A 22,354-nucleotide genomic window follows, 5' to 3' on the forward strand; every position below is an offset into this window, starting at 1 on the left:
GGCCGACCGGGCGCACCGCGCCCGGCGGCCGGCGGCCGGTAATCGCACGACAGTTGAAGATAGGAGAGAAATGACCGCCAAGCTACGACTGGCCGTGGCAGGTGTCGGCAACAACATCTCCGCGCTGTTCCAGGGTGCCCAGCTCTACGCGAAGCTGGCCGCCCAGGGCGTGCCGGAGTTGGAGTTCCCGGGGATCAAGCGCGCCCGCATCGGCGGCCTCGGGGTGAGCGACATCGAGTTCGTGGCCGCGTTCGACCTGCACCCCAACAAGGTCGGCAAGCCGTTCGCCGAGGCCGTCCTGGCCGAGCCGAACAACTACCCGCGCCTCGAAGTCGACCTGCCCGACCCGAAGTTCGAGGTCACCGCCGGCCTCGCGGAGGCGGACGCCGACCCGGAGTCCGAGGCGTTCCGGCGGATCGTCACCGAGCTGCGCGAGAGCGACGCCGAGGTGCTGCTCTACTCGCTGCCGACCGGGCTGCAGTGGGCGGCCGACGCGTACGCGAAGGCGGCGCTGGAGGCCAAGGTCGCGTTCGTCAACTGCACGCCGGAGATCGTCGCGCGGTCGCCCGAGATGCTCACCGCCTACGAGTCCGCCGGCGTCCCGCTCGTCGGCGACGACCTCGCAAGCCACTTCGGCACGTCGGTGGTGCACCGGGCGCTGCTCGGGCTGATCGCCGAGCGCGGCCTCACCCTGGCCAGCTCCTACCAGCTGAACTTCGGCGGCAACGAGGACTTCCGCAACCTGCGCGACCACGGCGCGAGCAAGCGGGATTCCAAGATCAACGCGCTGGCCCAGGACAACATCAGCCCGGACAAGATCGAGGTCATCCCGTCCGCCGGGTACATCGGGCACCTCAAGGACCACAAGGTGGCCGTGCTGAACATCGAGGGCCTCGGGTGGGCGGGCACGCCGATCTCGCTGGACCTGAAGCTGCAGGTGCAGGACTCCAGCAACGCGGCCGGGGTGATCATCGACCTGATCCGCGTCGCCGCCGCGAGCCGCCGCGCCGAGCTGCCCGGGTTCCCGGTGGCCGCGGTGCGGGTGCTGAAGTCCCCGGCCGGTGGGCACCCGAGCTACACGCCGGACATGGTCGAGGAGGGCTTCCGCAAGCTCGAAGCCGCCGACGTGGCGACCGGTCGGTGATGCGGTCCGCCGACGGAGCGCACCCGGCCCGGATCGCGGTGCTGGCCTATCCCGGCGTGAACGAGCTGGACCTGTTCGGCGCGTACGCGGTGCTGGCCAAGGCCGCGAGCGTCGCGCCGGGCGAGCTGGAGGTGCGGCTGGCCGGCCCGGTCCCGCACCTCAGCACGTCCGGCGGCGTGCCGATCGGGGTGGCAGCGGATCTGCGCTACTTCACCGCTGCCGACGCGGTCGTGATCCCGGGCGGTCGCGGGGCCGCCGATGCGGCGCTGGACGAGGAGCTGCTGGCCGCGGTCCGCGATGCGAGCGCCGCGGGAACGCCGGTCTACGGCGTGTGTTCCGGCGCGCTGCTGATCGCCGCAGCCGGTACCGCCCGGGGCCGCACGATCGCCGTGCACCACGCGAAGCGCGGGGCGCTCGCCCCCGGCTCGGTGGGCGTGGTGGCGGCCGGGCTGGTCCGGGACGGGCGGCTGTGCACCGTCGGCGGCGACCACCGCACCTCGGTGAAGTCCGTCGACCTCGCCTTTCAGCTGATCGATGACCTCGCGCCGCACCTGGTGGCGACGGTGTCGGAAGGAATGGAGATCGTGCCGGGACGCATCGCACGGCCGGAGCTGCGGGGTTCGCCATGAGCGGCCGGGGGCGGGTGCTCGTCACGGGCGCGAGCCGCGGGATCGGCCGCGAGATCGCGATCGCCCTGGCCCGCACCGGCCACGACCTGGTCCTGTGGGCGCGCAGCCGGGACGACCTCGGCGAGACCGCGGAGCTGGCGCGCGGCCACGGCGCGGCCGTGGTGGAGCAGGCGGTCGACGTCGGAGACCGGGACCAGGTCGAGGTGGGGATCCGTTCCTGCGCAACGGGTTCCGAGGCGCTGACCGGGCTGGTGCTCAACGCCGGAGCCGGGGTGTGGCGGCCGCTGGCGGAGGTCCCGGCGCCGGAGTGGTCCGCCGCGCTGCGCACCAACCTCGACGGTGCCTTCCACGTCCTGCAGGCCGCGCTCCCGGCGCTGCGCCGGGCGGCGCACCCGCTGGTGGTGGGCGTGCTCTCGGACTCCGCGGTGCACCCGTTCCCCGACCGCGCGGCGTACTCGGCCGCGAAGGCGGGCACCCTCGCCCTGCTGGAGGTCGCCCGACGGGAGCACCGCGCGGCCGGGCTGCGGATCAGCCTGGTGCTGCCGAGCCGGGTGGACACCCACTTCAGCGGGTCGCACGCGGACGCGCGGCCGGGCACCCGGGCGGGCGCGCTCTCCGCACGCGACGTCGCGCAGGTCGTCGACGGCCTGTTCGCGCTGCCCCCGCACGTCGAAGTCCGCGAAATCCGCTTGGCCGCAACGACATCCACGTACGGGCCCTATCCAGAAAGAGTTCCCGCATGACGCTGCAGAAGGACTTCCTGGTGCCCGAGGGGCACTCCAAGCCGATCGGCAACTACTCGCCGGGCATCGCCGTGCGCGTGCCCGCCGACGCCCGGTGGGTGTTCGTGACCGGGCAGGTGGCGACCGACGCGGACGGCGGGGTCGTCGCGCCGGACGACGCTGGCAAGCAGACCGAGGTGGTCTTCGACCGGATCCGGGCGGTGCTGGCCGCCGCCGGCGGGGAGCTCGCCGACGTGGTCAGCCTGACCGTCTACCTCTCCGACCTGGCAGGAGACTTCGACCGCGTTTCCGCGGTCCGCAACGAGGTCCTCGCCGGCCTCTCCCCCACCAGCACGCTCGTCGAGGTCGCGCGGCTGGCCGAAACCGGGTGCCGCGTGGAGATCAGCGCCATCGCGATCGTGCCCGCGGGGAGGGGGTGAACCCGCGATGTCCAGCCGGCTCGGCCCCGGAACACCGACCGGGGTGGCCTCCCCGGCGGCGGAGCTCGCCGACGTGGCGGGGCGCGCGCGGGTGCTGCTCGTCGGATCGCTGAACGTCGACACGATCCTGCTCGCCCAGAAGGAACCCGACGACGAGGGCGCCGTTCTCGTCACCGAGTCGATCACCTCCGTCGGCGGGCACGCCGGCAACTGCGCGTCGGCGTTCGCCGCGCTCGGCGTGCGGGCCGGCCTGGCCGCGGCCGTCGGAGTGGACGAGCACGGCGACTGGATCGTGGCCGACCTGGCCGAGCGGGGCGTGGACACCTCGCTCATCGTCCGGCACCCGGGCGCGTCGACGGGGCACGCGGTGATCCCGGTCTTCGACGAGAAGCACTACATGCTGCTGGTGCGCGGCGCGAACGAGCTGCTCACCGAGGCCCACCTCGGCGCGATCGACTTCGACGGCTACGACGCCGTGGTGCTGTTCGACCCCAGCCGCGCGGCGTTGCAGGAGGCGGTGCGGCTCGCGCGCGCCGCGCCGCACCGGCCGCTGCTGTGCTGGAACCCGGGCGGCATCTACTCCCGGGATCCGGTCATCGCGGAGCTGCTGCCCGAGTGCGACGTGGTGCTGGCCAACCGGGACGAGTTCGGGCACCTCCAGCGGGCGCTGGAGGCCACCGGGCGGGCGCGGGACGACCAGGACTTCGTCATCACCCTCGGCGACGGCGGCTCCCGGCTGGTGCGCTCGGGCCGGCGCTGGGACTGCCCCTCGGTGCCGGTCGAGGTGGTGGACCCGACCGGCGCGGGCGACGCCTTCGCCGCGAGCTACGTGCTGGCGGCGCTCGCCGGGTTCGAGCCGGAAATCCGCCTCCGGCTGGGAAACCGGGCAGGCGCGCTGGCGGTGACCGCGCCGGGCGCCCGCGGCCACCTCGCCGCACTGTCCGAAGTGGTCGGTGCACTGGCTTGAGGGCCGCTTCTGAATGGTGCGCGGGCGCGTGTGGGAGGTGTGCGGGGCGGCGGTTTCGCGCGAAACCGGCGTTTCGCGTGGGGCCCGGTGGCGGTTTCGCGCGAAACCGCCACCTCCTGCCAGGCGCCAGGCGCCTCCGGGACGAGCCGGGCGGAACCTCAGACGCCGCCTGGCCGTGGGATACCGCGGCGGTGCAAGTTGCCAGGTGGGCTGAGCGGCTGGCGCCGCTTCAAAGACGAAGAACGAAACGACATTCGCCAACGAGCTCTTGAACCAGGCATCCACCTCCCCGTAGGAGAGAACCAGGTGAACCCCCCACTCGGACCGCGCCCCAGCGCCGACGGCTGGCGGGGCGTGATCGGCGACGAGTTCACCGCCGCGAACGCCGCCACCGTGGCCGCCTGCATCCTGCGGGTCGTCCGGCAGGCCCAGCCCTGCGACGACCTGCTGATCGGATTCGACGGCCGCGAGCAGGGCGAAGCCGCGGCGAACGCGGTCGCCGCGGCGGCCCAAGCTCTCGGCGTGCGGCGCAACACCGTGGTGCCGCACCTGCCGACGCCCACCGCGACGCACGCGGTGCGCACCGGCGCCGCGGACGCCGCCCTGCTGATCACTGCCAGCCACAACCCGCCGAACTGGAACGGCGTCAAGGCGAAGGTCGCCCCGGGCGCGCCGCTGACCAGCGAGGCCGAGCGCCGCGTGGTCGAGCTGCTCAGCGGGCCCGCGGACCCGAGCCCACCGCCCGGCGACGCGCGCGCGACGACGACGTGGAAACCGGCCGCCGACCTCACCGATCCGCACGTGGCGGCCGCGGCTGCCCTGACGCGCGAACCTGCCCGCCGGCGGCTGCGCGTCGTCGTGGACGGGCTGCACGGCGTCGCGGGCACTCCGATGGCGAAGCTGTGCACGACGCTGGGGTGGCAGCCGATTCCCGTTGGCTGCCAACCGATGCCGGACTTCGGCGGGTTGATCCCGGACCCGTCCTCGCCCGCCAGCCGGACCCGCGCGACGCGGGAAGTCCTCGCCTCCGGCGCGGATCTCGGGATCGTCCTGGACGGCGACGGGGACCGGATGTACGTGCTGGACGAGCGCGGCGATTCGGTGCTGCCGCACGAATTGTTCGCGCTGCTGCTGGAACATCGCGGCTCGGACGAGCCGACCGGTGCGGCGCGCCGGGTCGCGATCACCGTCGCCACCGGCACGATCGTGCACCGGGTCGCCGAACGCCTCGGCTACGAGATCGACGAACACCCGATCGGCTTCAAACACCTCTCGCCGCTGCTCGCGCAGGGGCTCGCCGCGGCGGCCTGCGGCGGCGTCGGCGACCTGGGCTTCGCCGAGCACGGCCTCGACCGCGATCCGTTCGCCGCCGTCGCCGCGCTCGCCGACGTCCTGCACCGCACCCGGGCGCCGCTGTCCGTGCTGGTCGACGACGTGCGCACGCGCAACGGCGCGCTGCGCTGGTTCGAGACCCGCGTGCCGGGATCGGCCGGTCCGGACCGGCTGCGGGCGATCGGCGTCCGGGCACTCGCCGAGGTCCTCGGCACCCGGCCGCAGCGGATCACCGAGGTGGACGGCATCAAGTGCTGGCTCGGGAACGGGCAGTGGTTCCTGCTGCGCCCGTCTTCGACCGAAGGGGGGATCCGGCTCTACGGCGAGCTGGCCGACACCCCACAGGTCGCCGCACAACTCGACAAGCTCACCGGGATGGTCCGCGCCGACATCGGCGCCGGCCCACACCACAAGTGAACGTGCCGCCAGTGAGAGGCCTGCTTCCAAACTCATCCTGCGTGGCGGTGCGGGTAGCGGAACCTCAGACGCCGCCTGGCTGTGGGATCCCCGACTTACGTATGACCAATACGCGGCGTCGGGGCTGTCCTCGCCAAGAACCCCTTCGGGGTGGGCACAGCCTGAGAACCCGCGGCGGTGCCAGCTGCGTACGTGGGCTAAGCGGCTTCGCCGCTTCAAAGAACAAACCCGCCCTACCACACCCGACCGTGCCACTTCCAAAACAGCCTCTGTGAGGAGACACATCATGGAAAACGCATCGATCGCCCTCATCGGTGGAACCGGCTTCTACCGGTTCCTGGACGACAGCACGGACGTCGAAGTCGACACGCCCTACGGCAAGCCGAGCGCGCCGATCAGCATCGCCGAGGTCGCCGGGCGGCGCGTGGCGTTCCTCCCCCGGCACGGCCGCAACCACGACTTCCTGCCCTCCGAGCTGCCGTACCGCGCCAACCTGTGGGCGCTCAAGCAGCTCGGCGTCCGCCAGGTCGTCGCCTTCAACACCGTCGGCAGCCTGCAGCGCGAGTACCGCAAGGGCGACTTCGTGCTGGTCGACCAGTTCGTCGACCGCACCTGGGGCCGGCCGGACAGCTACTTCAGCGGCGGCGACACCTCCGCGCACATCAGCTCCGCCTACCCGTACTGCGAGCGGATGCGCGGCCTGGCCTACGAAACCCTCACCGGGCTGGGCACCCGGGTGCACCGCAACGGGACGGTGGTGGTGATCCAGGGGCCGCGGTTCTCCACCGCGGCCGAGAGCAAGTGGTTCAGCGGCCAGGGCTGGCACCTCGTGAACATGACCCAGTTCCCGGAGGTCGTGCTGGCCCGCGAGCTGGAGCTCTGCTACTCCAACGTCTCCTACATCACCGACTACGACGTCGCCGCCAAGGAAGTGGCCGGCGACGAGGAGTCCGACGTCGTCTCGCACGCGGGCGTGCTCAAGGCGTTCAACGCCAACTCCGAGCACGTCCTGGACATGGTCCGCGGCCTCGTGGGCGCCCTGCCGGAGGACGTCGACTGCGCGTGCAGGCACGCGCTGGACGGAGCGATCGTATGACCTGGGCGGTATCGCCGACCGATGCCGAGCTCGTCGCGCAGGGCGAGGAGGCGCTGCGCGCGGCGCGCTCGCAGATGCCCGTGCTCGACGGGCTGCAAGCCGATCTGCGCACCTCCCAGCCGCTGCGCGGGCACCGGATCAGCGGATGCGCGCACCTCACCAAGCAGACCGGCGTGCTGGTCGAGCTCCTCGCCGCGGCCGGCGCGGAGGTCGCCTGGACCGGCGGGAACGAGGTCTCCACCCAGGACGACGTGGCCGCGGCCCTCGCGAAGACGGGGGTGCGGGTGTTCGGCCGCCGCGGGATGACCCCGGAGGCGGTGCAGGAGGCCGTCGTCGAATGCGCCCGGGCGTTCGACGGCGGCCCCACCCTGGCGCTCGACAGCGGCGGGTCGATGCTGCGGGGCATCGTGCAGGACCCCGAGGCGTTCCCGAACCTGGTCGCCGCGACCGAGAAGACCTCCGAGGGAAGCCAGCTCCTGCGCGAGGAGCTGCGCCCGCGGCTGACCTTCCCGGTGGTGCTGGTCAACGATGTCGTGACCAAGTGGGAGGTGGACAACACCCACGGCACCGGTCAGTCCACACTGGACGGAATCCTGCGCGCGACCGGCACCTTCCTCGCCGGGAAGCGGTTCGTGGTGTGCGGGTACGGGCACGTCGGACGCGGGCTGGCGCGACGCGCCCGCGGCATGGGCGCCCGCGTGACGATCACCTGCCGCAGCGAGCTGACCGCGATCCGGGCCCGGCTCGACGGCTTCGACGTGCAGCCGATGGCCGTGGCCGCCCGGTCCGCCGACCTGGTGTGCACCGCGACCGGCCAGCCCGACGTCGTCACCGGCGAACACCTCGACCTGCTGCCCGCCGGCGCGATCCTGTGCAACACCGGCCACTCGGTCGTCGAGATCAACCTGGCGGACCTGGCGAGGCGAACCGACTACGTGGCGGACGTCGGACCGCACGTCCAGCGGCACTTCCTCACCAACGGCAGGCACGTGGACCTGCTCTCCGGCGGCGGGTTGGTCAACCTCGACGCCGCCGAGGGCAACCCGAGCGAGGCGATGGACCTGACCTTCACCAACCAGGCGCTCGCGGTGCTGCACCTGGCCGCCAACGCCGGCGACCTCGCACCCGGCGTGCACGAGGTCGACCAGGAGCAGGACGAGGAGGTGGCGCGCCGGAAGCTCCGCCACCTCGGCGTCGGCTGGGACGCCGAGGTCGCCGCGCGGCCGCGCCCGCCGTACGGGTCGGCCCTGCGCTCGCCGCTGGACCACCAGAGCGGCAGCTCGCGCGGCGGCTACATCGGTGGCACGACGGCGTTCGCCCGGCTCGACCTCGCGGAGGGCTCGATGCCGGCGCTCGCCGCGCTGCGCCGGGACTTCAGCTCGTCGAAGCCGCTGGCGGGCCGGCGCCTGCTGATCGCGGGCCTGGTGACGGCCGGTTCGGCGGTCGCCGCGCACACCGCCCGGGCGATGGGCGCGAGCGTCGTGTGGTGCGCGACGAGCGCCCGGCACTTCGACCGGGACGTCGCCGACCACCTGCGCGAATCCGGTTGCGTGGTGCACGATCCGACCGGGCCCGGCGGTGTGCGGTCGGCGATCCGGAGCTCGCTGGCGGCGTGGCGGGAAGGGCCGACGGCGCTGCTCGACGACGACGCGGTGCTGACCACCGCCATGCACGACGAGTTCGCCGAGTTCCCCGGGCCGCAGTTCGCCGTCGAGCGGACCACCCGCGGCGCGCAGCTGATCAAGAAGCGGCCCTACCTGCGCTTCCCGGTGATCACCGCGGACCGGTCGACGGCCGAGGTGGTCGCCTCCGACTCGCACGCGAAAGGGCTGATCGACGTCATCGGCGTGGTCGGCGGCGAGCCCATCGCCGGACAGGTGGTGGCGGTCGCCGGCTACGGCGCCGTGGGTTCCCGGGTCGCGGCCCGGGCCGGCGGGATCGGCGCGCGGGTGGTGGTGACCGAGGTCCGGCCGACCAGGGCGCTGATGGCGGTCCTCGACGGCTTCGACGTGCTCCCGCTGGAGGAGGCCGCCGGGATCGCCGACATCATCTGCACCACCACCGGTCGCGCCGACACGCTCCGCGAGGCGCACCTGGCGAAGATGCGCACCGGGGCGCTGGTGGTCGCCTCGGTCGCCCAGGAGGTCGACGCCGGCGCGCTGCACCGGACCGCAGCGAAGTGGCGGACCGGGGTGGCCGGCCTGCGGGTGGCGCACCTGACGCACGAGCGCGTCATCCGGATCGCCTTGCCCGACAAGGAGTTGTCGCACCCGCACGGCGAACCGACCCCGTACGCGGCGCAGGACATCTCGTTCGCCACGCAGCTCCACACGACCTGCGAGGCGCTGCGCGAGTCGGCGGCCGCACGCCCGTCCGTCGGCGCGATGCCCGGCCAGTCCGGGAACTACGCCCTGTCGGCGATCGCCTCGGCGATGCGGCTTCGCCTGCGCGGCGACAACCCGCCCCGATGACCCCTACCGATGCGGAAGAAACCATGATCCCCCAACGCACTTCGCCGCCCGCTCCCGGCCGCCTCCTGCTCATCCGGCACGCCCAGACGCAATGCACCGTCGAGGGCAGGTTCTGCGGCGCGCACGACGCGACGCTGACCGCCACCGGCGAGACCATGGCGCGGCACCTGGCCGGTCATCCCGCGCTCGACGGCATCGACCTCGTCCTGAGCAGCCCCGCCACCCGGGCCAGGGCGACCGCCGAGCGGCTGACGCGCGGCACGGGAAAGTACGAAGTGGACGATCGACTGCGCGAATTGTCCTTCGGCGCTTGGGAGAGCAAGAAACCGTCCGAGCTGCACGGCGACGAGCGCTACGAATCCTGGAAGCGCAATCCGGCGCTGCACTGCCCGCCGGGCGGCGAATCCGGCCTGGAGGTGGCGGCGCGAGTAGTCGCGGCCGTCCGCGACGCGCTCGAACGGAGCCGCGAGGTGGCCGTGGTGACCCACAAGGCCCCGGTCCGGCTGGCCGCCTGCTTCCTGCTGGGCATCCCGCTGTCCCGTTACCGCGACCTGGCCGCGGCACCGGTCGGCTCGGTCACCGAGCTCACCTTCGACCGGGACCACGTGCGGCTGCGCGGGCTGGGCGACGTGTCCCACCTCCCACCCGAATGGCGTAGGAATCCGGACGGATCCGGCCCGGGACCGGCACCTTCTGGTAGTAGCTCTCCCCGTGAACACCCCGCGCCAGAACACGTCCGCTGATTCCTCCGATGCCGCGCGTGGAAAGGAGAACGACTTGACGCGCTTCGCCGAGATCGACCACATCGTGTGGGACTGGAACGGCACGCTATTCGCCGACACCGCCGCGCTGATCGACGCGACGATCGACATCTTCGCCCGGGCGGGGCTACCGGCCGTCACGCGAGCCCGGTACCAGGAGCACCACACCCAGCCCATCCCGCTGTTCTACGACCGGCTCGCCGAGCGCGATCTCAGCGACGACGAGCAGCAGTGGCTGGCCCAGGCGTTCCAGGAGACCTACGTCCGCTACCGCCAGAACGTCGGCCTGCACCCGCAGGCCCGCGACGTCCTGCGGCAGTGCGCCGACGCGGGCTTCGCCCAATCGCTGCTTTCGATGTACCCGCACGAAAAACTGCTGCCGCTGGTGGAGACCGCGGAGATCACCGCGTTCTTCCGCCGGATCGACGGGCTGCGCACCGACGAGGCCGCGAAGAAGGCCCCGCACCTCCGGCGGCACCTGGCCGAGATCGGTGCGCGCCCGGAGCGCGTGCTCCTCGTCGGCGACAGCGTGGACGACGCGCTGGCCGCGCGGGAATGCGGCGCGCACTGCGTGCTGTACCACGCGGGCCGAGACGCGCTCCACTCCCGGGAGCACTTCGAGGCGCTGGACGTGCCGATCGCCGAAAACCTGCACGACGCCGTGACCGCGCTGCTGGGCAACCGACAGCCGGACCAAGACACCGGGAGGCCGACGTGGACCACCACGACACCGTGACCGTTCCCGATTCCGGCGGCGTCGCCGGCGAGATGGCGTGGATCCAGCGGAACTCCCCGCTGCTGGACTCCTACGTCCGGGGGCTGGTTGGCGACGGCTCCTTCCAGGGCCTGCGGGTGGCGGTCGCCCTGCACCTCGACCCGAAGACGGGATTCCTGGCGACCGTCCTGCAGGACGCCGGGGCCGAGGTCGTGGTGGGCGGCAGCAACCCGCGCACCACCCGGGACGACGTCGTGGAGCACCTCCGACGGCGCGGGATCGAGACCGTGGGGCGGCGCGGCGAGCCGGTCGAGGACTGGCGCGCGGGCCTGCTGTCCATCGGCGACTCGGAACCGGACCTCATCCTCGACGACGGCGTCGAACTCGTGGTGCTGATGGCGGAGCACCAGCCGGAGAAGCTCGCCAAGGTGCGGGGAATCTGCGAGAAGACCACGACCGGAACCGTGCGGATGCGCGAGCTGGCGGAGGCGGGCACCGTCCGGCTCCCGCCTTCGCTGACCGTCGACGAAGCGCGCTGCAAGCACCTCTTCGACAACCGCCATTCCACGGGCCAGACCACCCTGCTGGCGATCTCCCGGCTCACCGGGATGCTCTTGACCGGCAAGCGGATCGCGATCATCGGCTACGGCTGGGTGGGCCGGGGCCTGGCGATCTACGCCCGGGCGCTGGGCGCGGCCGTGTCGGTCATCGAGATCGATCCGGTGAGCGCGCTGGAAGCGCACATGGACGGCATGGCCGTCGGCGACCACGCCACCTGCCTGCCGGGCGCGGACCTGGTGATCACGGCCACCGGCGTGGAGCACGTGCTCGCGGGCGCGGACTTCGACCTGCTCGACGACGGGGTCGTGCTGGCCAACGCCGGGCACAGCGACTTCGAGATCGACCTGCCCGGTCTCGCCGCGGCGGGCGCGGTCGGCGAGCCGGTGTCGGAGCACCTCACCTGCTACCGGCTGGGGGCGAAGCGGATCAACGTGCTCTGCGAGGGGGCCTTGGTGAACATCAGCGGCGGGGCGGGCAACCAGATCGAGGTCATCGACCTGACGTTCGCGGTGCAGGCGCTGGGCGCGCGGCTGCTCGCCAGGGGCGAGATCCCGCCGGGCGTGCATTCGCTGCCGCCCGAAGTCGACGACGCCATCGCCCGCGCGCGCCTCGCGAGCCTCGGCATCGCGATGCCCGGCGATGCGGAGGCGGTGACGCTGCGATGACCGACACGGCGATGGCGGTCCACCCCGACTGGCGGATCGAGCAGATGCCCGCGCTGCGCGAACTGCTCGCGCTGTGGGGCGGCGTGCCGATGCACGACCGCAAGGCCCTCGTGCTGGTCGATCCCGGCGGTGCCGACCTCGTTCTCGCGAGGGCGCTGGGCGAGCTGGGCTGCGAGGTGCACCTCGCCCACCGCAGCACCGCGGCCGGCGACGACGAGAACCTGCTGGGGCAGGCCGAAGCGGAGGCGCTGCTGCGGGGGTTCGCACCGGACCTGCTGTTCGACCACGACGGCTTCCTGACCCGGATCGCGCACCGCGCCGCGCCGGACGTCACCGGTGCGCTGCTCGGGGTGGTCAACCGGACCGATTCGGCACCGTTGGACATCCAGCTGGAAGTCCCGGTGCTCGAAGCCCACCCGCCGCGGATGTTCGCGCTGCTCCACCTCGCGGAGGCGCGGCAGCGGGCCCTGTGGCAGGTCATGGCGTGCGCCGACCTGCAGCCGGCGGGCCGGCGCGTCGCGGTGGTCGGGTTCGGCGCGGTGGGCCGCATGGTGGCGGGCTACTGCACGGCGATGGGGATGCGGGTGGTGGTCGTGGAGCCCGATCCGGTCGAAGCGCTCGGCGCCCACTTCCAGGGCCACGAGGTCCGCTCCCGTGACGCGGCGGTCACCGAATCCTCGGTGGTGATCTTCACCGGCCGGCCGTCGCTGGCGGACATCACCTCGCTGCCGGACGGTTCCCTGGCAGCGGTGGTGGATCCGCGACTCGCCGAGCAGATAGTGCACGGCCTGGACGGGGTCTGCGCGACGCGCGCGCACATCCGCCCGGGCCTCACGGAATACGAGCTGGGCAGGGGAACCCGGATCTACTTCGCAGGAGACGGCACGGGACCGCCTGGTGTCGGGGAGCAGACGACGGAGGTCACCGAACTCCAGGTCGCGCTGGCGCTCCTGGGCGCGGACCACCTCCTAGCCGAGGGGCACGACCCGGGCCGGCACGAACTGCCGCGAGCGCTGGGAGACCGCGTAGCGGCGATGAAGCTGATGAGACTGGCGGAAACGCGAAGGCTCTGAGAACGGGAAACGACACGGGAATTGGTCGGTGACCGGGCGCGTGGGTCGGGGGGAGGTCGCGCCCGGTCACCGGGGTGAGCCGGTGTGGGTGGGGGTCGGGGAGGTCACCGCACCGGCCCGGCTCGGGTCTCGTGAGCGTTGGTCAGGGCCAGAACACTCACGAGCATTCAGGCGCGCAGGTGGTGCCGCCCGGTGGGCTCGTCGGGGTCGGTGGTGGGGAATCCCGTTGGTATGCGGGGATGTTCGTGCTCCGGGCCGTGCTGTTCTTCTTCTGCGCGGGTTTCGGCGTCGATGTCCGCTATGAGGTGCCAAACCGTGTAAGCACCTTCGCCACCTCCGGCATGCTGCCCTGCCGAGAACACGATGGCCCGCGCAGGCAGCTGGCTGGCGAGCATCGCCAGGATCAACAGGTTGAACAGGACGAACGTGCTGAGCTGGATCCAGAACATGAATCTGGGTTCCTTTCGTGGCTTGAGGCGTGGCGTGTCAGGGGCGGGCGGCGAGGATGTGCCAGCAGCGCATGCAGGTGTCCTCGCGAATCCAGTCCACTTCGGAGCGGTCGTGCAGTTCCACCGCGTCCGCCTCCGCTCCGCAGAACGCCACCACCCGCTCACCCGCTGGCAATTTCGTTGCAGCGATGCGGAAAGCGTGGCGTCCTCCCGGGACCGGGCGCCAAACGTAGGTCAAGTAATCGGTCATCGGGCACTCCCCAGCTCATCACTACTCTTCGTTTCCTTGACAACACAGAGAGTGTCAGCATCGAGATCGACAGGCAACTTATCTGATTGGAAAATTTTCCAATCAGCCCGTATCGGGTGATCGGATACGGTGTGCGCATGGCCAAGCGCTCTTTGCCGACAGTTCGCAAGCGCCGCCTCGCGGCCACGTTGCGGAGCCTTCGCGAGCAAGCAGGAGTGACTCCCGAGCAAGTCATGCAGGAGATGGACTGGTCGCGGTCGAAGGTGTCCAAAGTAGAGACCGCGAACATCGGCGTTTCCGTATCGGACGTCCGCGTGCTGTGCGATCTCTACCGAGCCGAACCCGAGGTAGCCGAGTGGCTGACGCAGACAGCTCGCGACGCACGGCGGCGCGGTTGGTGGGACGCCTACGACGAGGCCATGCCCACGAGTTTCGCCGACTACGTCGAGTTGGAGTCCGAGGCGACCCACGCCCACTACTTCGAGATCGACTTGATCCCCGGCTTGCTTCAAACAGAGGACTACGCGCTCGCCTTGATGGAAACGACCGCACCGCAGGAGGACAAGCAAACCATCCAGGCGCGGACGGAACTGCGGATGCGGAGACAAGAACGCTTGCATGCCGGGGAGCTGTCGCTCTGGGCGATCATCGATGAGTCCGCTCTCCTGCGCGGCACCGGGACTCCGGCAACCCGTCGCGCCCAACTACGCCATCTTCTGGACTCGATGGACATGCCGAACATCGTCCTGCAGATCCTGCCGCTGCGGGCCGGAGCCCACGCCGCCAGCGGTTCCCCGTTCGGCCAGCTCCACTTTCCCGAACCGATCCCGAGTGTCGTCTTCGTCGACAACGTCGCTGGCAGCCTCTATGTCGAGGAACCAGACGAGGTCGCACGGTTCAGCACCGCATTCGATCACCTTCGAGCGACAGCCCTAGATGCGAGAGAATCTCGGAAGCTGCTCAACGCAGCCTTGAGGGCGGTCGATTCGATGAGGTGACCAATGGATGCCATCGCACGCTGGCGTACCTCCAGTCGCAGCAACGGGCAGGGTGGGATGTGCGTTGAGGTAGGCGGTGGCCCCGGCATCGTCGGGGTTCGGGACACCAAGGACCGGGACGGGGCCATGCTGGTGTTCCCCCGGCGGCAGTGGGTGGCGTTCGTCTCAGGGTTACGGGATCGCCGCTGGTGAATTGGGCCGTCCGGGCGGTTCGTGGAGGGCGTTTCACGATTGGTGCTCTGACCTGGAGCTAGCTCTTGTACTCTCTGCGTTCGTGATCACACCACAGTGTGAGCAGTAGTGGTCACGAACGTGGAGGGGAGCTGCGTTGACCACGGGGATGGAAGGCTTAGCCGCCGGGGCAAGCGCGCTGATGGGCCAGGCCCAAGGCCTACGCGCGGCAGTCGACAGCGGCCAGCTCGTCATGGACCCGAAGGCGGCCGAGGCGGTTGCCAAGGTCTACGAGGAGAAGGCCGAGAAGCTCGCTGCGAAGATCGCGCGGACGGATCAGCTGGTGGCGAACAACGCGTTCGGCAATTGTTTCATCGGTCGCGATCTGGAGAGAAAGTTCAACGAGAAGGTGAATGCGCCTGACGTGGGCCTTGTCGCCATCGTCACCAAAGTTGAGAAGATCCTCCGGAACATGGCGCAGGCATATCGGGACTCGGCTCGCGACATGCAGAACACGGACGACGAGCACGCTCGCAACTTGGCACGAAACATCTGATCTGATGGTGAGTATGCGTACGACACGAATCGCCATGACAGGCGCGTTGGTTGCTGCTGGTCTTCTCCTCGCTGGATGCGGCGGGCCAGGCGGTAGCAACAGTCCGTCAACGACCGAGCAGTCGCAGTCCGCCAAGCCGCCCGCCTTGGCAAGGGTCGATCCATGCACGGTAGTTCCGCTGGACGAGCTGAAGACCTTCGGCGTGACCGGATCTGGAGAGGTTGTCGATCAAGGCATCGGCGAACCCGGCTGCGATTTCAACGCTGGTGACTTCCTGCTGACCATCTACAAGGCCGACGACAGCGACCTGGCCTACTGGCAAAGCCGGCGTGACAATTTCGGCATCTTTGAGCCGAACAAGGTCGGCTCCCACGACGGTATCAAGGCTGTGACGAGCGGTTCCGTGGGCCAAGGCTTGTGTCGGCAGATCATGGCCGCTGGCGGCGGCTCCGTGTCGGTGGCGATCAAGTACGACGCCGACAAGATCCAGAGCGACGACGCCACCTGCGCGAAGGCGTTGGAGATCGCGCGGGTCGTTGAGCCGAAGTTGCCGAAGTAGGGCCTGGCGAGGGGGAACGGCATGGGGAACTGGTTCACCGATGGGGCCAGGGAGTTAGGGGGCTCCGCCTCCGATCTGTGGGCCGGGATGACCGGCGGCGAGACGCGGGCCGAGCAGGCACAGCGGATGCGCCAGCAACTCTCGACGGCTGTTGGGCAGAAGCAACGCCAGGACCTCGCTCAGCAGCAGGGCCTGCAGATCCAGGGCAACGACCCGGCGTCGATCAGTCAGCACGACAACTGGAACGACTGGGATCAGGCGCGGCTGGCCAACCAGCTCAAGCCGTCGTTGCAGGTCGACCAGATCAACGCGTCCGGTCGTGCCTGGGTGACGCTCGGCGAGCAGATCGCCGAGATCTTCGCCGACCTGGATTCCAGGGCCCGCCAGGCCGCTGGTGACGGGATGCAGGGCCAGGCCGCCGAGGCCGGGCTGAACGCGGCGAAGCCGTTGCAGGACTGGGGGCAGCAGTTCGGCGACTCCGTGCGCGGGACCGGCCTGAAGATCCAGGAAGCCGGGGTCGCCGCCGGGCAGACCAAGTCGCAGCTGCAGCCGCCCGAGGACTACAACGGCACCCGCACCGCGATAGCATCCATGATCACGCCGGCGGGCGGCATCATGGATGCTGGCGCGCAGATGCGCGAGCGTGAGGAAGCCAACAAGCAGGCTCGGCAGATCGTGCAGAGCGTCTACACGCCCGGTTATACCGCCGTGGACTCCAGCACCCCGACGTTCCCGCCGCCGGTCGACCCGCTGAACCCTCCCCCGCCGCCCGACCAGGGCCGCGACACCCAGGGCATCTCCAGCAACACCCCGACCAGCACCGGCCGCACCAACACGGGAATCGGCAGCACGCCGAACATCCCGAACGTCCCCGGACCGTCCAACATGGACCCGCGCGGCATCGGTGACGGCTACCGCCCGCCCGCGCAAAGCGGCTCCCAGTGGGCGAATCCGCCCACCCCGACGATGCCCGGCCCTGGCCTGGCGCCCACTCCGCCCGGTGCGCAACCGCCCGGCGGCGGTTTCATCGGCGCCATGCCGCCCGGCGGTGGCGCGGGCGGCCCTGGCCTAGGCGGTCGCGGTGCCGGTGGCATGGGCGCAGGCGGGCGCGGTGCAGGAGGCTTGGGCGCAGGTGGCCGGGCTGGTGTCGGCGGTCCCGGCATGGGCGCGGGTGGCCGCGCCGGTGTCGGCGGACTGGGCGCTGGCGCGGGTGCTGCCGGTGCCGCCGGTGGTCGCGGCGCGGCCGGTGGCGGAGCGGGCGCAGGTGCCGGTCAACGCGGCAAAGGCAGCGAGGACCAGGAACACGATCGGCCGAGCTGGCTCGAAGAACAAGACGACATCTGGCTCGACAACATGCCCAGGACGGCGCCGCCCGTCTTCGGCGAATAACACTGGGGGTAACGCGTGTCAGAGCGATGGCTGCTGCCACCGCTGTGGTTCGACCTGTGCTGGGAAATCGGGAGATTCGACGAATACCCGTTCCCAATCGCGGTGCGCTCGCACGGCGCGACGCTCGAAGAGCGCGCCGTGCTCCGCCAACGAGCGCTGCCCGAGCTGCAGGCCGCCGGCCTGCTCGCCGGTGAGGGCCTCGCCCCGCGCTTCGCTCAGGTGCTCGCCCAGCTCGCCAAGCCGGGCCTGTGGATCGAAGGGCTCTGGATGCCCGACGACACCACCGAATCCCCGGCCCGGCTGCTGGCGGTGGCCACCGAAGAAGGCGCAGTGCTGCTCGTCCAGGACCCGGGCGAAACCGAGCAACACGGCGGCGACCTGCGAATCTCCGTGCATCCGCGGACCACTGCCGGCGCCGCAGCGGTCCAGGGCATGCCGCCGTCGCCGCCCGGAAAGCGTCCGCGCCTGGCGGTCCCGGTCGCAGATCTCGCGCCGCGCGACAACGCCGACGAAAGCTTCGAGAACGTCGACATGATGCAGTCCGCCGGTCCGAAGCGAGCCGCCCCGGCGGCCACGACGCTGCGCGCGATGACCGAGGAAAACCACCTCCGGGACGGCCAGTTCACCGCGAACCTCCGCGACCGGCTGGGCCGCACGTACCGCTCCCAAGTGCTGAAGTGGTTCGACGCCTTCGAACCGGACGGCCGCTACGGCCTGACCCAACAGCAACGCCCCGGCGTCGGCCCAGAACTCGTCCTCGCCCCACTGGGCCCGGCAGAACTCGGCGCAGCCCTGGAAAACCGGATCGCCGAAGTCCGCGCCGCCGGCTGAAAAGAGCTCCTGAGTGATTGTTCCGGTAAGAACCGGACCAACCGCTCACGAGCACCCTGATCACTTCAAACCGTCTGTGGGAGTCCGCACTCGACCGGGAAGTACGTCGACACCTCGATTCTCGCCGGATCCTCGAGCAATTCCTGCCGGAGCCGCTGCAGGCAGGCCGACGGTTCGCCACCCAGCGCCCGGCTCAGGTCCTCGAACACCTGCAGCGCCCGGGGCAACGCGCCCGACCGGTGGAGCGCGATCATCAGCAACGCGCGGATAGACCTGATCAAGATGGACATAGAGGGAGCGGAAGAGGACTGGCCCCGCATCAAGCAACTAGCAATAGAGGTCCACGAAACAAGGTCCGCACTAGACAAAATCCTGAAAACCCTGACGGCCAGAGGCTTCAAAGCAAGAACCCAAACCCCAGAAGAAGCCCCAAAAGGAATAGACAACAGAATAGTCTACGCAACACGCCCTGACGCCATCGGCCGACAGTCGAAGGCGTGCGGGAAACCGGACAGCGGTCGCGAAGCGATCAGCGGCTCGACAAGAACTGCTCGAACGCGGCCTTTTGAGCATCAGCATCACCGGAGCGGACGAACAGGGTGGAGCCGTCCGCGAAGTCCATCCGCAAGAACCCCGAGTTCGGGATGCTGCGGCCCAGGCGAACGGCGTGCATCCGAGCGATCCGCGCCAAAGGGACCTCGAAGTAGGAGACCGGCGCGTCTCCGGACTGCGACGAGATGCCTTCGGCCGCGCGCTGCACCTGGTGAACAACCGCCCTGGCCCGATCGAAGAATCCTCCGGCGGAGTGCGCTTCCGGCTCTGCCGCTGCGAGCTGCTTCCCCGCCACCACGACGGCCAGCCGGTGCGTGGTGAGGACTACGAACGCCTCACCAGGAACGTTCGCAATGTGGTCGCCGAACAGCGCGGCGTCGAGCTCCGGCGCGGCGGAGAGAACCCACCACATGATCGAGGGGTCATCCGCCCACTCATCGGCCAGGAACGCGCCGCTGGTGACTAGCTCGCTCGGGAGGGGCCAGTTCGGCGCTCCGACCAAAGACCTCCTGACCGCGGACATCGGGGCGTGCGGGACGTTGACCCGCTGAGCCACTACCGATCCCACGTACCCCTGGGACGGAAGCTGGATCCACAGGACGGACTCGCGCTCGGCCACCCAATGCTGTTCCAGAAGCGGCTTCCACTTCTCGCGCAACAGTTGCTGGTCCTGAAGCGTCAGATCAGCCACGATTCCCGCCGTTCGTCGCATCGACCATGGCACGTGCGCCCAGCGCCGAGTTCGCGTTCAGCACGAAGCCAGACCCGTCAGGCAGCAGGAGAGCGCAGTGCCGGACCTGGCCCGGGTACCTGGTGTCCCCAGCCAGCCGGCAGCCGGCGACGTCGCTCCGGGACAGTTCGAACCAGGCGAGCACCTCCTCGCCCCGCAGCGGCTCGCCAGGTTTGTTCTTCCCGAACTCCTCAGGGGCTCTCCCCACCAACGCGCGGCCCACGTCTCCCCAGCCCCGGCTGAGCTGGCGGATTCCGTCCGAAGCCCCTTCATCCTTCGGCTCCACGACGGGTACGAGCACGCCCAGCCGCGTAGGTGTCAGGACCCACAACTGCCGGTACGTTCCACCTCGCTCCGGTGATTCAGAACGGATGAGGCGCATCGCCGAACAATCCGGCATCGACCCGACAACGGTGAGATCCGGTGAACGCTTGGTGCTTCGCGGTCCCCGGTCGTCAGTGCCGCCGAACGCAGCGGTCAGAAGACCTGTGACCGCAGCGTCGCCGGCGGAAGCCACCGCCCGCCCGGCCGCACGGGCGAACCTGCTACCGGTGGTCTTCTTCGGGAACCCGTTCTCGTCGCACCCCGCCACTCGATAGGTCTCACCGACCTGCCACACGGCCCACAGGATCGGCTCACCTGCCTGGCACCACCACTGCCGGGCTACGAGCGCCGCTCCGAGCTTGCCCGACACCGTCACGATTCATCGTCTCCTCAGACCTGGAAGCCGCGTTCTTCCGCCGCCTTGCGGTCTTCATCGCTCGACGGGTCCACTGCCTTGTCGTATCCGTACTTGACGCCCTGCTCAACACCTTCCTGGAACACGGCCTGACTGCCCTGATGGATGACAGCGTCCTGCCACCGCGCTTCACCACCCAAGCCAAGCGTCCCCAGCCCGGCCTGCACGACATTCGCCGCCAGCGCTCGCTCGCCCGTGGCGCTCTCCAATTCCGGCTTCAAGTCACCGCTCAAGGTGGTCTTCAGGTTGCCGTGGCGGTCGGTTTGCGCAACCACCGTACCGTCCTCGCTGCGGACCGCCTGGTGCGAAAAGCGGTTCCCGGTGGTGGAGGCCATCGACGCGTTCTCCCGCGCTTCGTCGACTGCTTGCCGCGCCCTGTTCAACGCAGTCTGAGCGCCGGGTTCACCGCGCTGGACCGCCTCTTCCGCCTGTTTCAGAGCCTTCTGAGCATCACGGAGGTCGCCCGTATCTCCACGGGTGAGCGTCTTCGCCAACGGGTTGGCGTCGATCTTGCGCGCTGCCCATTGCTCGAGCTTGTTGCCGTTGCGCAGGCCGTCCATCTTCTCCACGACCTTGCGGAGCGGGCCTTTTCGCAACATCTGGAGCAGGTCTTCCAGCTTGGTGACAAGTGGCTTCAGCTTGTGCACCAGGTTCGCGACCTTGGTGCCCAACCGAGTTCCGGTGATCGCGACCTGGGAGGCGGTCAGCCCGGAGGCCGCACCGACGGAAGCGCCCGCCGTGATCCACGATGCGGCCAGCGCGGCGATCCACTCGATGATCAGGCCGATGACCAGTTCCTGGATGATGTCGATGACCATCTCGACGAACGCGTCGAACAGGTCCGCAGCGAGATCCAGCATCTGCTTGAGCCCGCGCACGTCGGTGGCGAACGCTTTCGTGCCATCGGTGAACTCGTGAAGCTGCTTGCGGAACGCGTCCCCGGCCTGGCCTTCCCAAACGGGCCGGGTCGCGTCGGCGCGCTGCTTCTCCTGCTCGCCCAGCTTCTCCAACCACTCGGCGACCTGCTCCCAGCCCTTTCCCGTACTGCGCATCTGCTCGGGGTCACCGATAGCCGGTTCCAGGACGAACTCGACGAGCGGGCTGATCACCAGCGAGATCAGGAATCCGAGACCGTTGTCGATGAACGACTGGCCTGGGCTGGTGACCAGCTGCAGCTGCTCCATGCGGGCGTTGACCGTCGCAATTGCGATGTCGGGCGGGTTGTCCGCCTTGGCCAGATCCTGGCCGGCCGAGACGGTGGACATGCCGTACCCGGCTGTCTGAGCCATGAAGCTCCGCTGCGGACCACCGGCGCTGTTGACACCTGCCAACGTGGCGGGTCCCGCGCCGGATGCCGCCATTCCGGCTATATCGATCTTGCCTAAGTTGTCGGCCTCGCCTCGGTCGGTCTCCGCGTAGTCCTTCGCGGATTCGCCCACTGCTTCCGAAATGTGCTGCATGAAGGCACCGGCCTGCTTCGCCAGGTCACGGCACTCCGCCAGCGATTCGAAGTAAGCAGAAGCGAGGAACTCCCCGATGGGCCCGAAGCAGTCGTCGCTGACCCGGGCCTGCTCGAGCACTGCGGAAAGCTGGTCGAGGTGCTGCGCTACACCTGCCGATCCCGTGCTGTGCGCCGAAAGCGCATCCGGCGCCACCTTCATCGTCACGCCGCATCACCGCAAGTACGAGTCGCCGCAATCGTCAGAGCGGACCGCCCGCCGCAGGGCGCCGGAATTGTCCTTTCCACGCGCCGAACCGCTTGCACGGCCCGCCCTTCGAGCCTCCGCACCATCCACGAGATGCGGTCCGATGGCTGTGCCACGATCCTCCCCCATACCTCTTCCGCCCCCATTGCGGACAGTGATGCTATCGATACAGAGGGGCGAACCAGGCGGCTTCGGAGGAAAACATCCTTGTGACACAATGCACCGCCCATGCGCGACTCTTTCGTTCGGCGCGCGGGCTGCGCCGGCCGGAAACCACGACGATCAATGGTCGATGCGCCCAGCTTCCACCCCAGAGGCAAGGCGCCGCGGATCCGCACTCTTCGAAAACAGATCAACCCAAAAGAAGAACCCCAGGCCACCGGCCTGGGGTTTGCGCTCCTCCGACTGGACTCGAACCAGTAACCCTTCGG

At 70.0% G+C, this 22,354-nt stretch carries 24 protein-coding genes; 18 read left to right on the forward strand and 6 right to left on the reverse strand.

Going from position 1 to position 22,354, the window contains the following annotated elements:
• Positions 1 to 70 precede the first annotated feature (70 nt).
• The 12 genes from ACWEV3_RS00730 (at position 71) to ACWEV3_RS00785 (ending at position 12,993) form a co-directional block, all read left to right on the forward strand.
• Positions 71 to 1,144, forward strand: coding sequence for a hypothetical protein (locus ACWEV3_RS00730; protein ID WP_452611859.1), 1,074 nt, complete (start codon positions 71 to 73; stop codon positions 1,142 to 1,144).
• On the forward strand, positions 1,144 to 1,773 hold the full coding sequence (locus tag ACWEV3_RS00735) for a DJ-1/PfpI family protein (RefSeq protein ID WP_452611860.1): 630 nt from the start codon (positions 1,144 to 1,146) through the stop codon (positions 1,771 to 1,773). The genes ACWEV3_RS00730 and ACWEV3_RS00735 overlap by 1 nt, the downstream gene beginning before the upstream one ends.
• Positions 1,770 to 2,516: an SDR family oxidoreductase gene (locus ACWEV3_RS00740; protein ID WP_452611861.1), complete on the forward strand. Its 747-nt coding sequence runs from the start codon at positions 1,770 to 1,772 to the stop codon at positions 2,514 to 2,516. Before ACWEV3_RS00735 ends, ACWEV3_RS00740 begins: the two co-directional genes overlap by 4 nt.
• Positions 2,513 to 2,935, forward strand: a complete 423-nt coding sequence (locus ACWEV3_RS00745; protein WP_132493820.1) for a RidA family protein — start codon at positions 2,513 to 2,515, stop codon at positions 2,933 to 2,935. Before ACWEV3_RS00740 ends, ACWEV3_RS00745 begins: the two co-directional genes overlap by 4 nt.
• Positions 2,936 to 2,942: 7 nt before the next feature.
• Positions 2,943 to 3,902 (forward strand): carbohydrate kinase family protein, encoded by a 960-nt coding sequence (locus ACWEV3_RS00750; protein WP_452611862.1) that lies wholly within the window; start codon positions 2,943 to 2,945, stop codon positions 3,900 to 3,902.
• A gap of 306 nt (positions 3,903 to 4,208) precedes the next feature.
• Positions 4,209 to 5,651, forward strand: a complete 1,443-nt coding sequence (locus ACWEV3_RS00755) for a hypothetical protein (RefSeq protein WP_452611863.1) — start codon at positions 4,209 to 4,211, stop codon at positions 5,649 to 5,651.
• Positions 5,652 to 5,937: 286 nt separating this feature from the next.
• Complete coding sequence (locus tag ACWEV3_RS00760) at positions 5,938 to 6,747, forward strand: S-methyl-5'-thioadenosine phosphorylase (RefSeq protein WP_207954813.1); 810 nt, start codon at positions 5,938 to 5,940, stop codon at positions 6,745 to 6,747.
• The gene (locus ACWEV3_RS00765; protein ID WP_452611864.1) at positions 6,744 to 9,218 is read left to right on the forward strand and encodes an adenosylhomocysteinase; all 2,475 of its coding nucleotides are present in this window, start codon (positions 6,744 to 6,746) and stop codon (positions 9,216 to 9,218) included. The genes ACWEV3_RS00760 and ACWEV3_RS00765 overlap by 4 nt, the downstream gene beginning before the upstream one ends.
• A gap of 23 nt (positions 9,219 to 9,241) precedes the next feature.
• Entirely contained in the window at positions 9,242 to 9,961 is a 720-nt protein-coding gene (locus ACWEV3_RS00770; protein ID WP_452611865.1) for a histidine phosphatase family protein, read from the forward strand.
• A gap of 34 nt (positions 9,962 to 9,995) precedes the next feature.
• On the forward strand, positions 9,996 to 10,715 hold the full coding sequence (locus ACWEV3_RS00775) for an HAD family hydrolase (protein WP_452611866.1): 720 nt from the start codon (positions 9,996 to 9,998) through the stop codon (positions 10,713 to 10,715).
• A complete protein-coding gene (locus ACWEV3_RS00780; protein WP_452611867.1) occupies positions 10,694 to 11,920 on the forward strand; it encodes an adenosylhomocysteinase in 1,227 nt (408 codons plus the stop codon). Before ACWEV3_RS00775 ends, ACWEV3_RS00780 begins: the two co-directional genes overlap by 22 nt.
• Positions 11,917 to 12,993, forward strand: coding sequence for an NAD(P)-dependent oxidoreductase (locus ACWEV3_RS00785; RefSeq protein WP_452611868.1), 1,077 nt, complete (start codon positions 11,917 to 11,919; stop codon positions 12,991 to 12,993). The genes ACWEV3_RS00780 and ACWEV3_RS00785 overlap by 4 nt, the downstream gene beginning before the upstream one ends.
• 167 nt (positions 12,994 to 13,160) lie before the next feature.
• Here ACWEV3_RS00785 and ACWEV3_RS00790 read toward each other — a convergent pair whose 3' ends face one another.
• Positions 13,161 to 13,442 carry a hypothetical protein gene (locus ACWEV3_RS00790; protein WP_452611869.1) on the reverse strand — a complete coding sequence of 94 codons (282 nt, stop codon included), beginning with the start codon at positions 13,440 to 13,442 and terminating at the stop codon, positions 13,161 to 13,163.
• A 37-nt stretch (positions 13,443 to 13,479) separates the two neighbouring features.
• Complete coding sequence (locus tag ACWEV3_RS00795) at positions 13,480 to 13,692, reverse strand: zinc finger protein (protein ID WP_452611870.1); 213 nt, start codon at positions 13,690 to 13,692, stop codon at positions 13,480 to 13,482.
• A gap of 137 nt (positions 13,693 to 13,829) precedes the next feature.
• Between ACWEV3_RS00795 and ACWEV3_RS00800 the strand changes: the two genes are divergently transcribed.
• The 6 genes from ACWEV3_RS00800 (at position 13,830) to ACWEV3_RS00825 (ending at position 18,196) form a co-directional block, all read left to right on the forward strand.
• The gene (locus ACWEV3_RS00800) at positions 13,830 to 14,690 is read left to right on the forward strand and encodes a helix-turn-helix domain-containing protein (RefSeq protein WP_452611871.1); all 861 of its coding nucleotides are present in this window, start codon (positions 13,830 to 13,832) and stop codon (positions 14,688 to 14,690) included.
• A 57-nt stretch (positions 14,691 to 14,747) separates the two neighbouring features.
• Positions 14,748 to 14,882, forward strand: a complete 135-nt coding sequence (locus tag ACWEV3_RS00805; RefSeq protein WP_452611872.1) for a DUF397 domain-containing protein — start codon at positions 14,748 to 14,750, stop codon at positions 14,880 to 14,882.
• Positions 14,883 to 15,018: 136 nt separating this feature from the next.
• Positions 15,019 to 15,417: a hypothetical protein gene (locus ACWEV3_RS00810; protein WP_452611873.1), complete on the forward strand. Its 399-nt coding sequence runs from the start codon at positions 15,019 to 15,021 to the stop codon at positions 15,415 to 15,417.
• A gap of 13 nt (positions 15,418 to 15,430) precedes the next feature.
• Complete coding sequence (locus ACWEV3_RS00815; protein WP_452611874.1) at positions 15,431 to 15,976, forward strand: DUF3558 family protein; 546 nt, start codon at positions 15,431 to 15,433, stop codon at positions 15,974 to 15,976.
• A gap of 21 nt (positions 15,977 to 15,997) precedes the next feature.
• The gene (locus ACWEV3_RS00820) at positions 15,998 to 17,365 is read left to right on the forward strand and encodes a hypothetical protein (protein ID WP_452611875.1); all 1,368 of its coding nucleotides are present in this window, start codon (positions 15,998 to 16,000) and stop codon (positions 17,363 to 17,365) included.
• A gap of 15 nt (positions 17,366 to 17,380) precedes the next feature.
• The gene (locus ACWEV3_RS00825; RefSeq protein WP_452611876.1) at positions 17,381 to 18,196 is read left to right on the forward strand and encodes an ESX secretion-associated protein EspG; all 816 of its coding nucleotides are present in this window, start codon (positions 17,381 to 17,383) and stop codon (positions 18,194 to 18,196) included.
• Between the two features lie 65 nt (positions 18,197 to 18,261).
• Here ACWEV3_RS00825 and ACWEV3_RS00830 read toward each other — a convergent pair whose 3' ends face one another.
• The 4 genes from ACWEV3_RS00830 to ACWEV3_RS00845 form a co-directional block, all read right to left on the reverse strand.
• Positions 18,262 to 18,486, reverse strand: coding sequence for a BTAD domain-containing putative transcriptional regulator (locus ACWEV3_RS00830; RefSeq protein WP_452611877.1), 225 nt, complete (start codon positions 18,484 to 18,486; stop codon positions 18,262 to 18,264).
• Positions 18,487 to 18,725: 239 nt separating this feature from the next.
• On the reverse strand, positions 18,726 to 19,439 hold the full coding sequence (locus ACWEV3_RS00835; protein ID WP_452611878.1) for a hypothetical protein: 714 nt from the start codon (positions 19,437 to 19,439) through the stop codon (positions 18,726 to 18,728).
• The gene (locus tag ACWEV3_RS00840) at positions 19,432 to 20,178 is read right to left on the reverse strand and encodes a hypothetical protein (RefSeq protein ID WP_452611879.1); all 747 of its coding nucleotides are present in this window, start codon (positions 20,176 to 20,178) and stop codon (positions 19,432 to 19,434) included. The genes ACWEV3_RS00835 and ACWEV3_RS00840 overlap by 8 nt, the downstream gene beginning before the upstream one ends.
• A 14-nt stretch (positions 20,179 to 20,192) precedes the next feature.
• A complete protein-coding gene (locus tag ACWEV3_RS00845) occupies positions 20,193 to 21,878 on the reverse strand; it encodes a WXG100 family type VII secretion target (RefSeq protein ID WP_452612228.1) in 1,686 nt (561 codons plus the stop codon).
• Positions 21,879 to 22,354 lie beyond the last annotated feature (476 nt).

Source organism: Saccharopolyspora sp. NPDC003752 (assembly GCF_053605825.1).

Bases quoted from the DNA above. Each gene is read 5' to 3' on its own strand.
- ACWEV3_RS00750 (WP_452611862.1), top strand. From the start codon at position 2,943: ATGTCCAGCCGGCTCGGCCCCGGAACACCGACCGGGGTGGCCTCCCCG.
- ACWEV3_RS00740 (WP_452611861.1), top strand. From the start codon at position 1,770: ATGAGCGGCCGGGGGCGGGTGCTCGTCACGGGCGCGAGCCGCGGGATC.
- ACWEV3_RS00760 (WP_207954813.1), top strand. From the start codon at position 5,938: ATGGAAAACGCATCGATCGCCCTCATCGGTGGAACCGGCTTCTACCGG.
- ACWEV3_RS00785 (WP_452611868.1), top strand. From the start codon at position 11,917: ATGACCGACACGGCGATGGCGGTCCACCCCGACTGGCGGATCGAGCAG.
- ACWEV3_RS00770 (WP_452611865.1), top strand. From the start codon at position 9,242: ATGATCCCCCAACGCACTTCGCCGCCCGCTCCCGGCCGCCTCCTGCTC.
- ACWEV3_RS00735 (WP_452611860.1), top strand. From the start codon at position 1,144: ATGCGGTCCGCCGACGGAGCGCACCCGGCCCGGATCGCGGTGCTGGCC.
- ACWEV3_RS00845 (WP_452612228.1), bottom strand. From the start codon at position 21,878: ATGAAGGTGGCGCCGGATGCGCTTTCGGCGCACAGCACGGGATCGGCA.
- ACWEV3_RS00805 (WP_452611872.1), top strand. From the start codon at position 14,748: ATGTGCGTTGAGGTAGGCGGTGGCCCCGGCATCGTCGGGGTTCGGGAC.
- ACWEV3_RS00800 (WP_452611871.1), top strand. From the start codon at position 13,830: ATGGCCAAGCGCTCTTTGCCGACAGTTCGCAAGCGCCGCCTCGCGGCC.
- ACWEV3_RS00815 (WP_452611874.1), top strand. From the start codon at position 15,431: ATGCGTACGACACGAATCGCCATGACAGGCGCGTTGGTTGCTGCTGGT.
- ACWEV3_RS00765 (WP_452611864.1), top strand. From the start codon at position 6,744: ATGACCTGGGCGGTATCGCCGACCGATGCCGAGCTCGTCGCGCAGGGC.
- ACWEV3_RS00820 (WP_452611875.1), top strand. From the start codon at position 15,998: ATGGGGAACTGGTTCACCGATGGGGCCAGGGAGTTAGGGGGCTCCGCC.
- ACWEV3_RS00830 (WP_452611877.1), bottom strand. From the start codon at position 18,486: ATGTCCATCTTGATCAGGTCTATCCGCGCGTTGCTGATGATCGCGCTC.
- ACWEV3_RS00730 (WP_452611859.1), top strand. From the start codon at position 71: ATGACCGCCAAGCTACGACTGGCCGTGGCAGGTGTCGGCAACAACATC.
- ACWEV3_RS00790 (WP_452611869.1), bottom strand. From the start codon at position 13,442: ATGTTCTGGATCCAGCTCAGCACGTTCGTCCTGTTCAACCTGTTGATC.
- ACWEV3_RS00745 (WP_132493820.1), top strand. From the start codon at position 2,513: ATGACGCTGCAGAAGGACTTCCTGGTGCCCGAGGGGCACTCCAAGCCG.
- ACWEV3_RS00795 (WP_452611870.1), bottom strand. From the start codon at position 13,692: ATGACCGATTACTTGACCTACGTTTGGCGCCCGGTCCCGGGAGGACGC.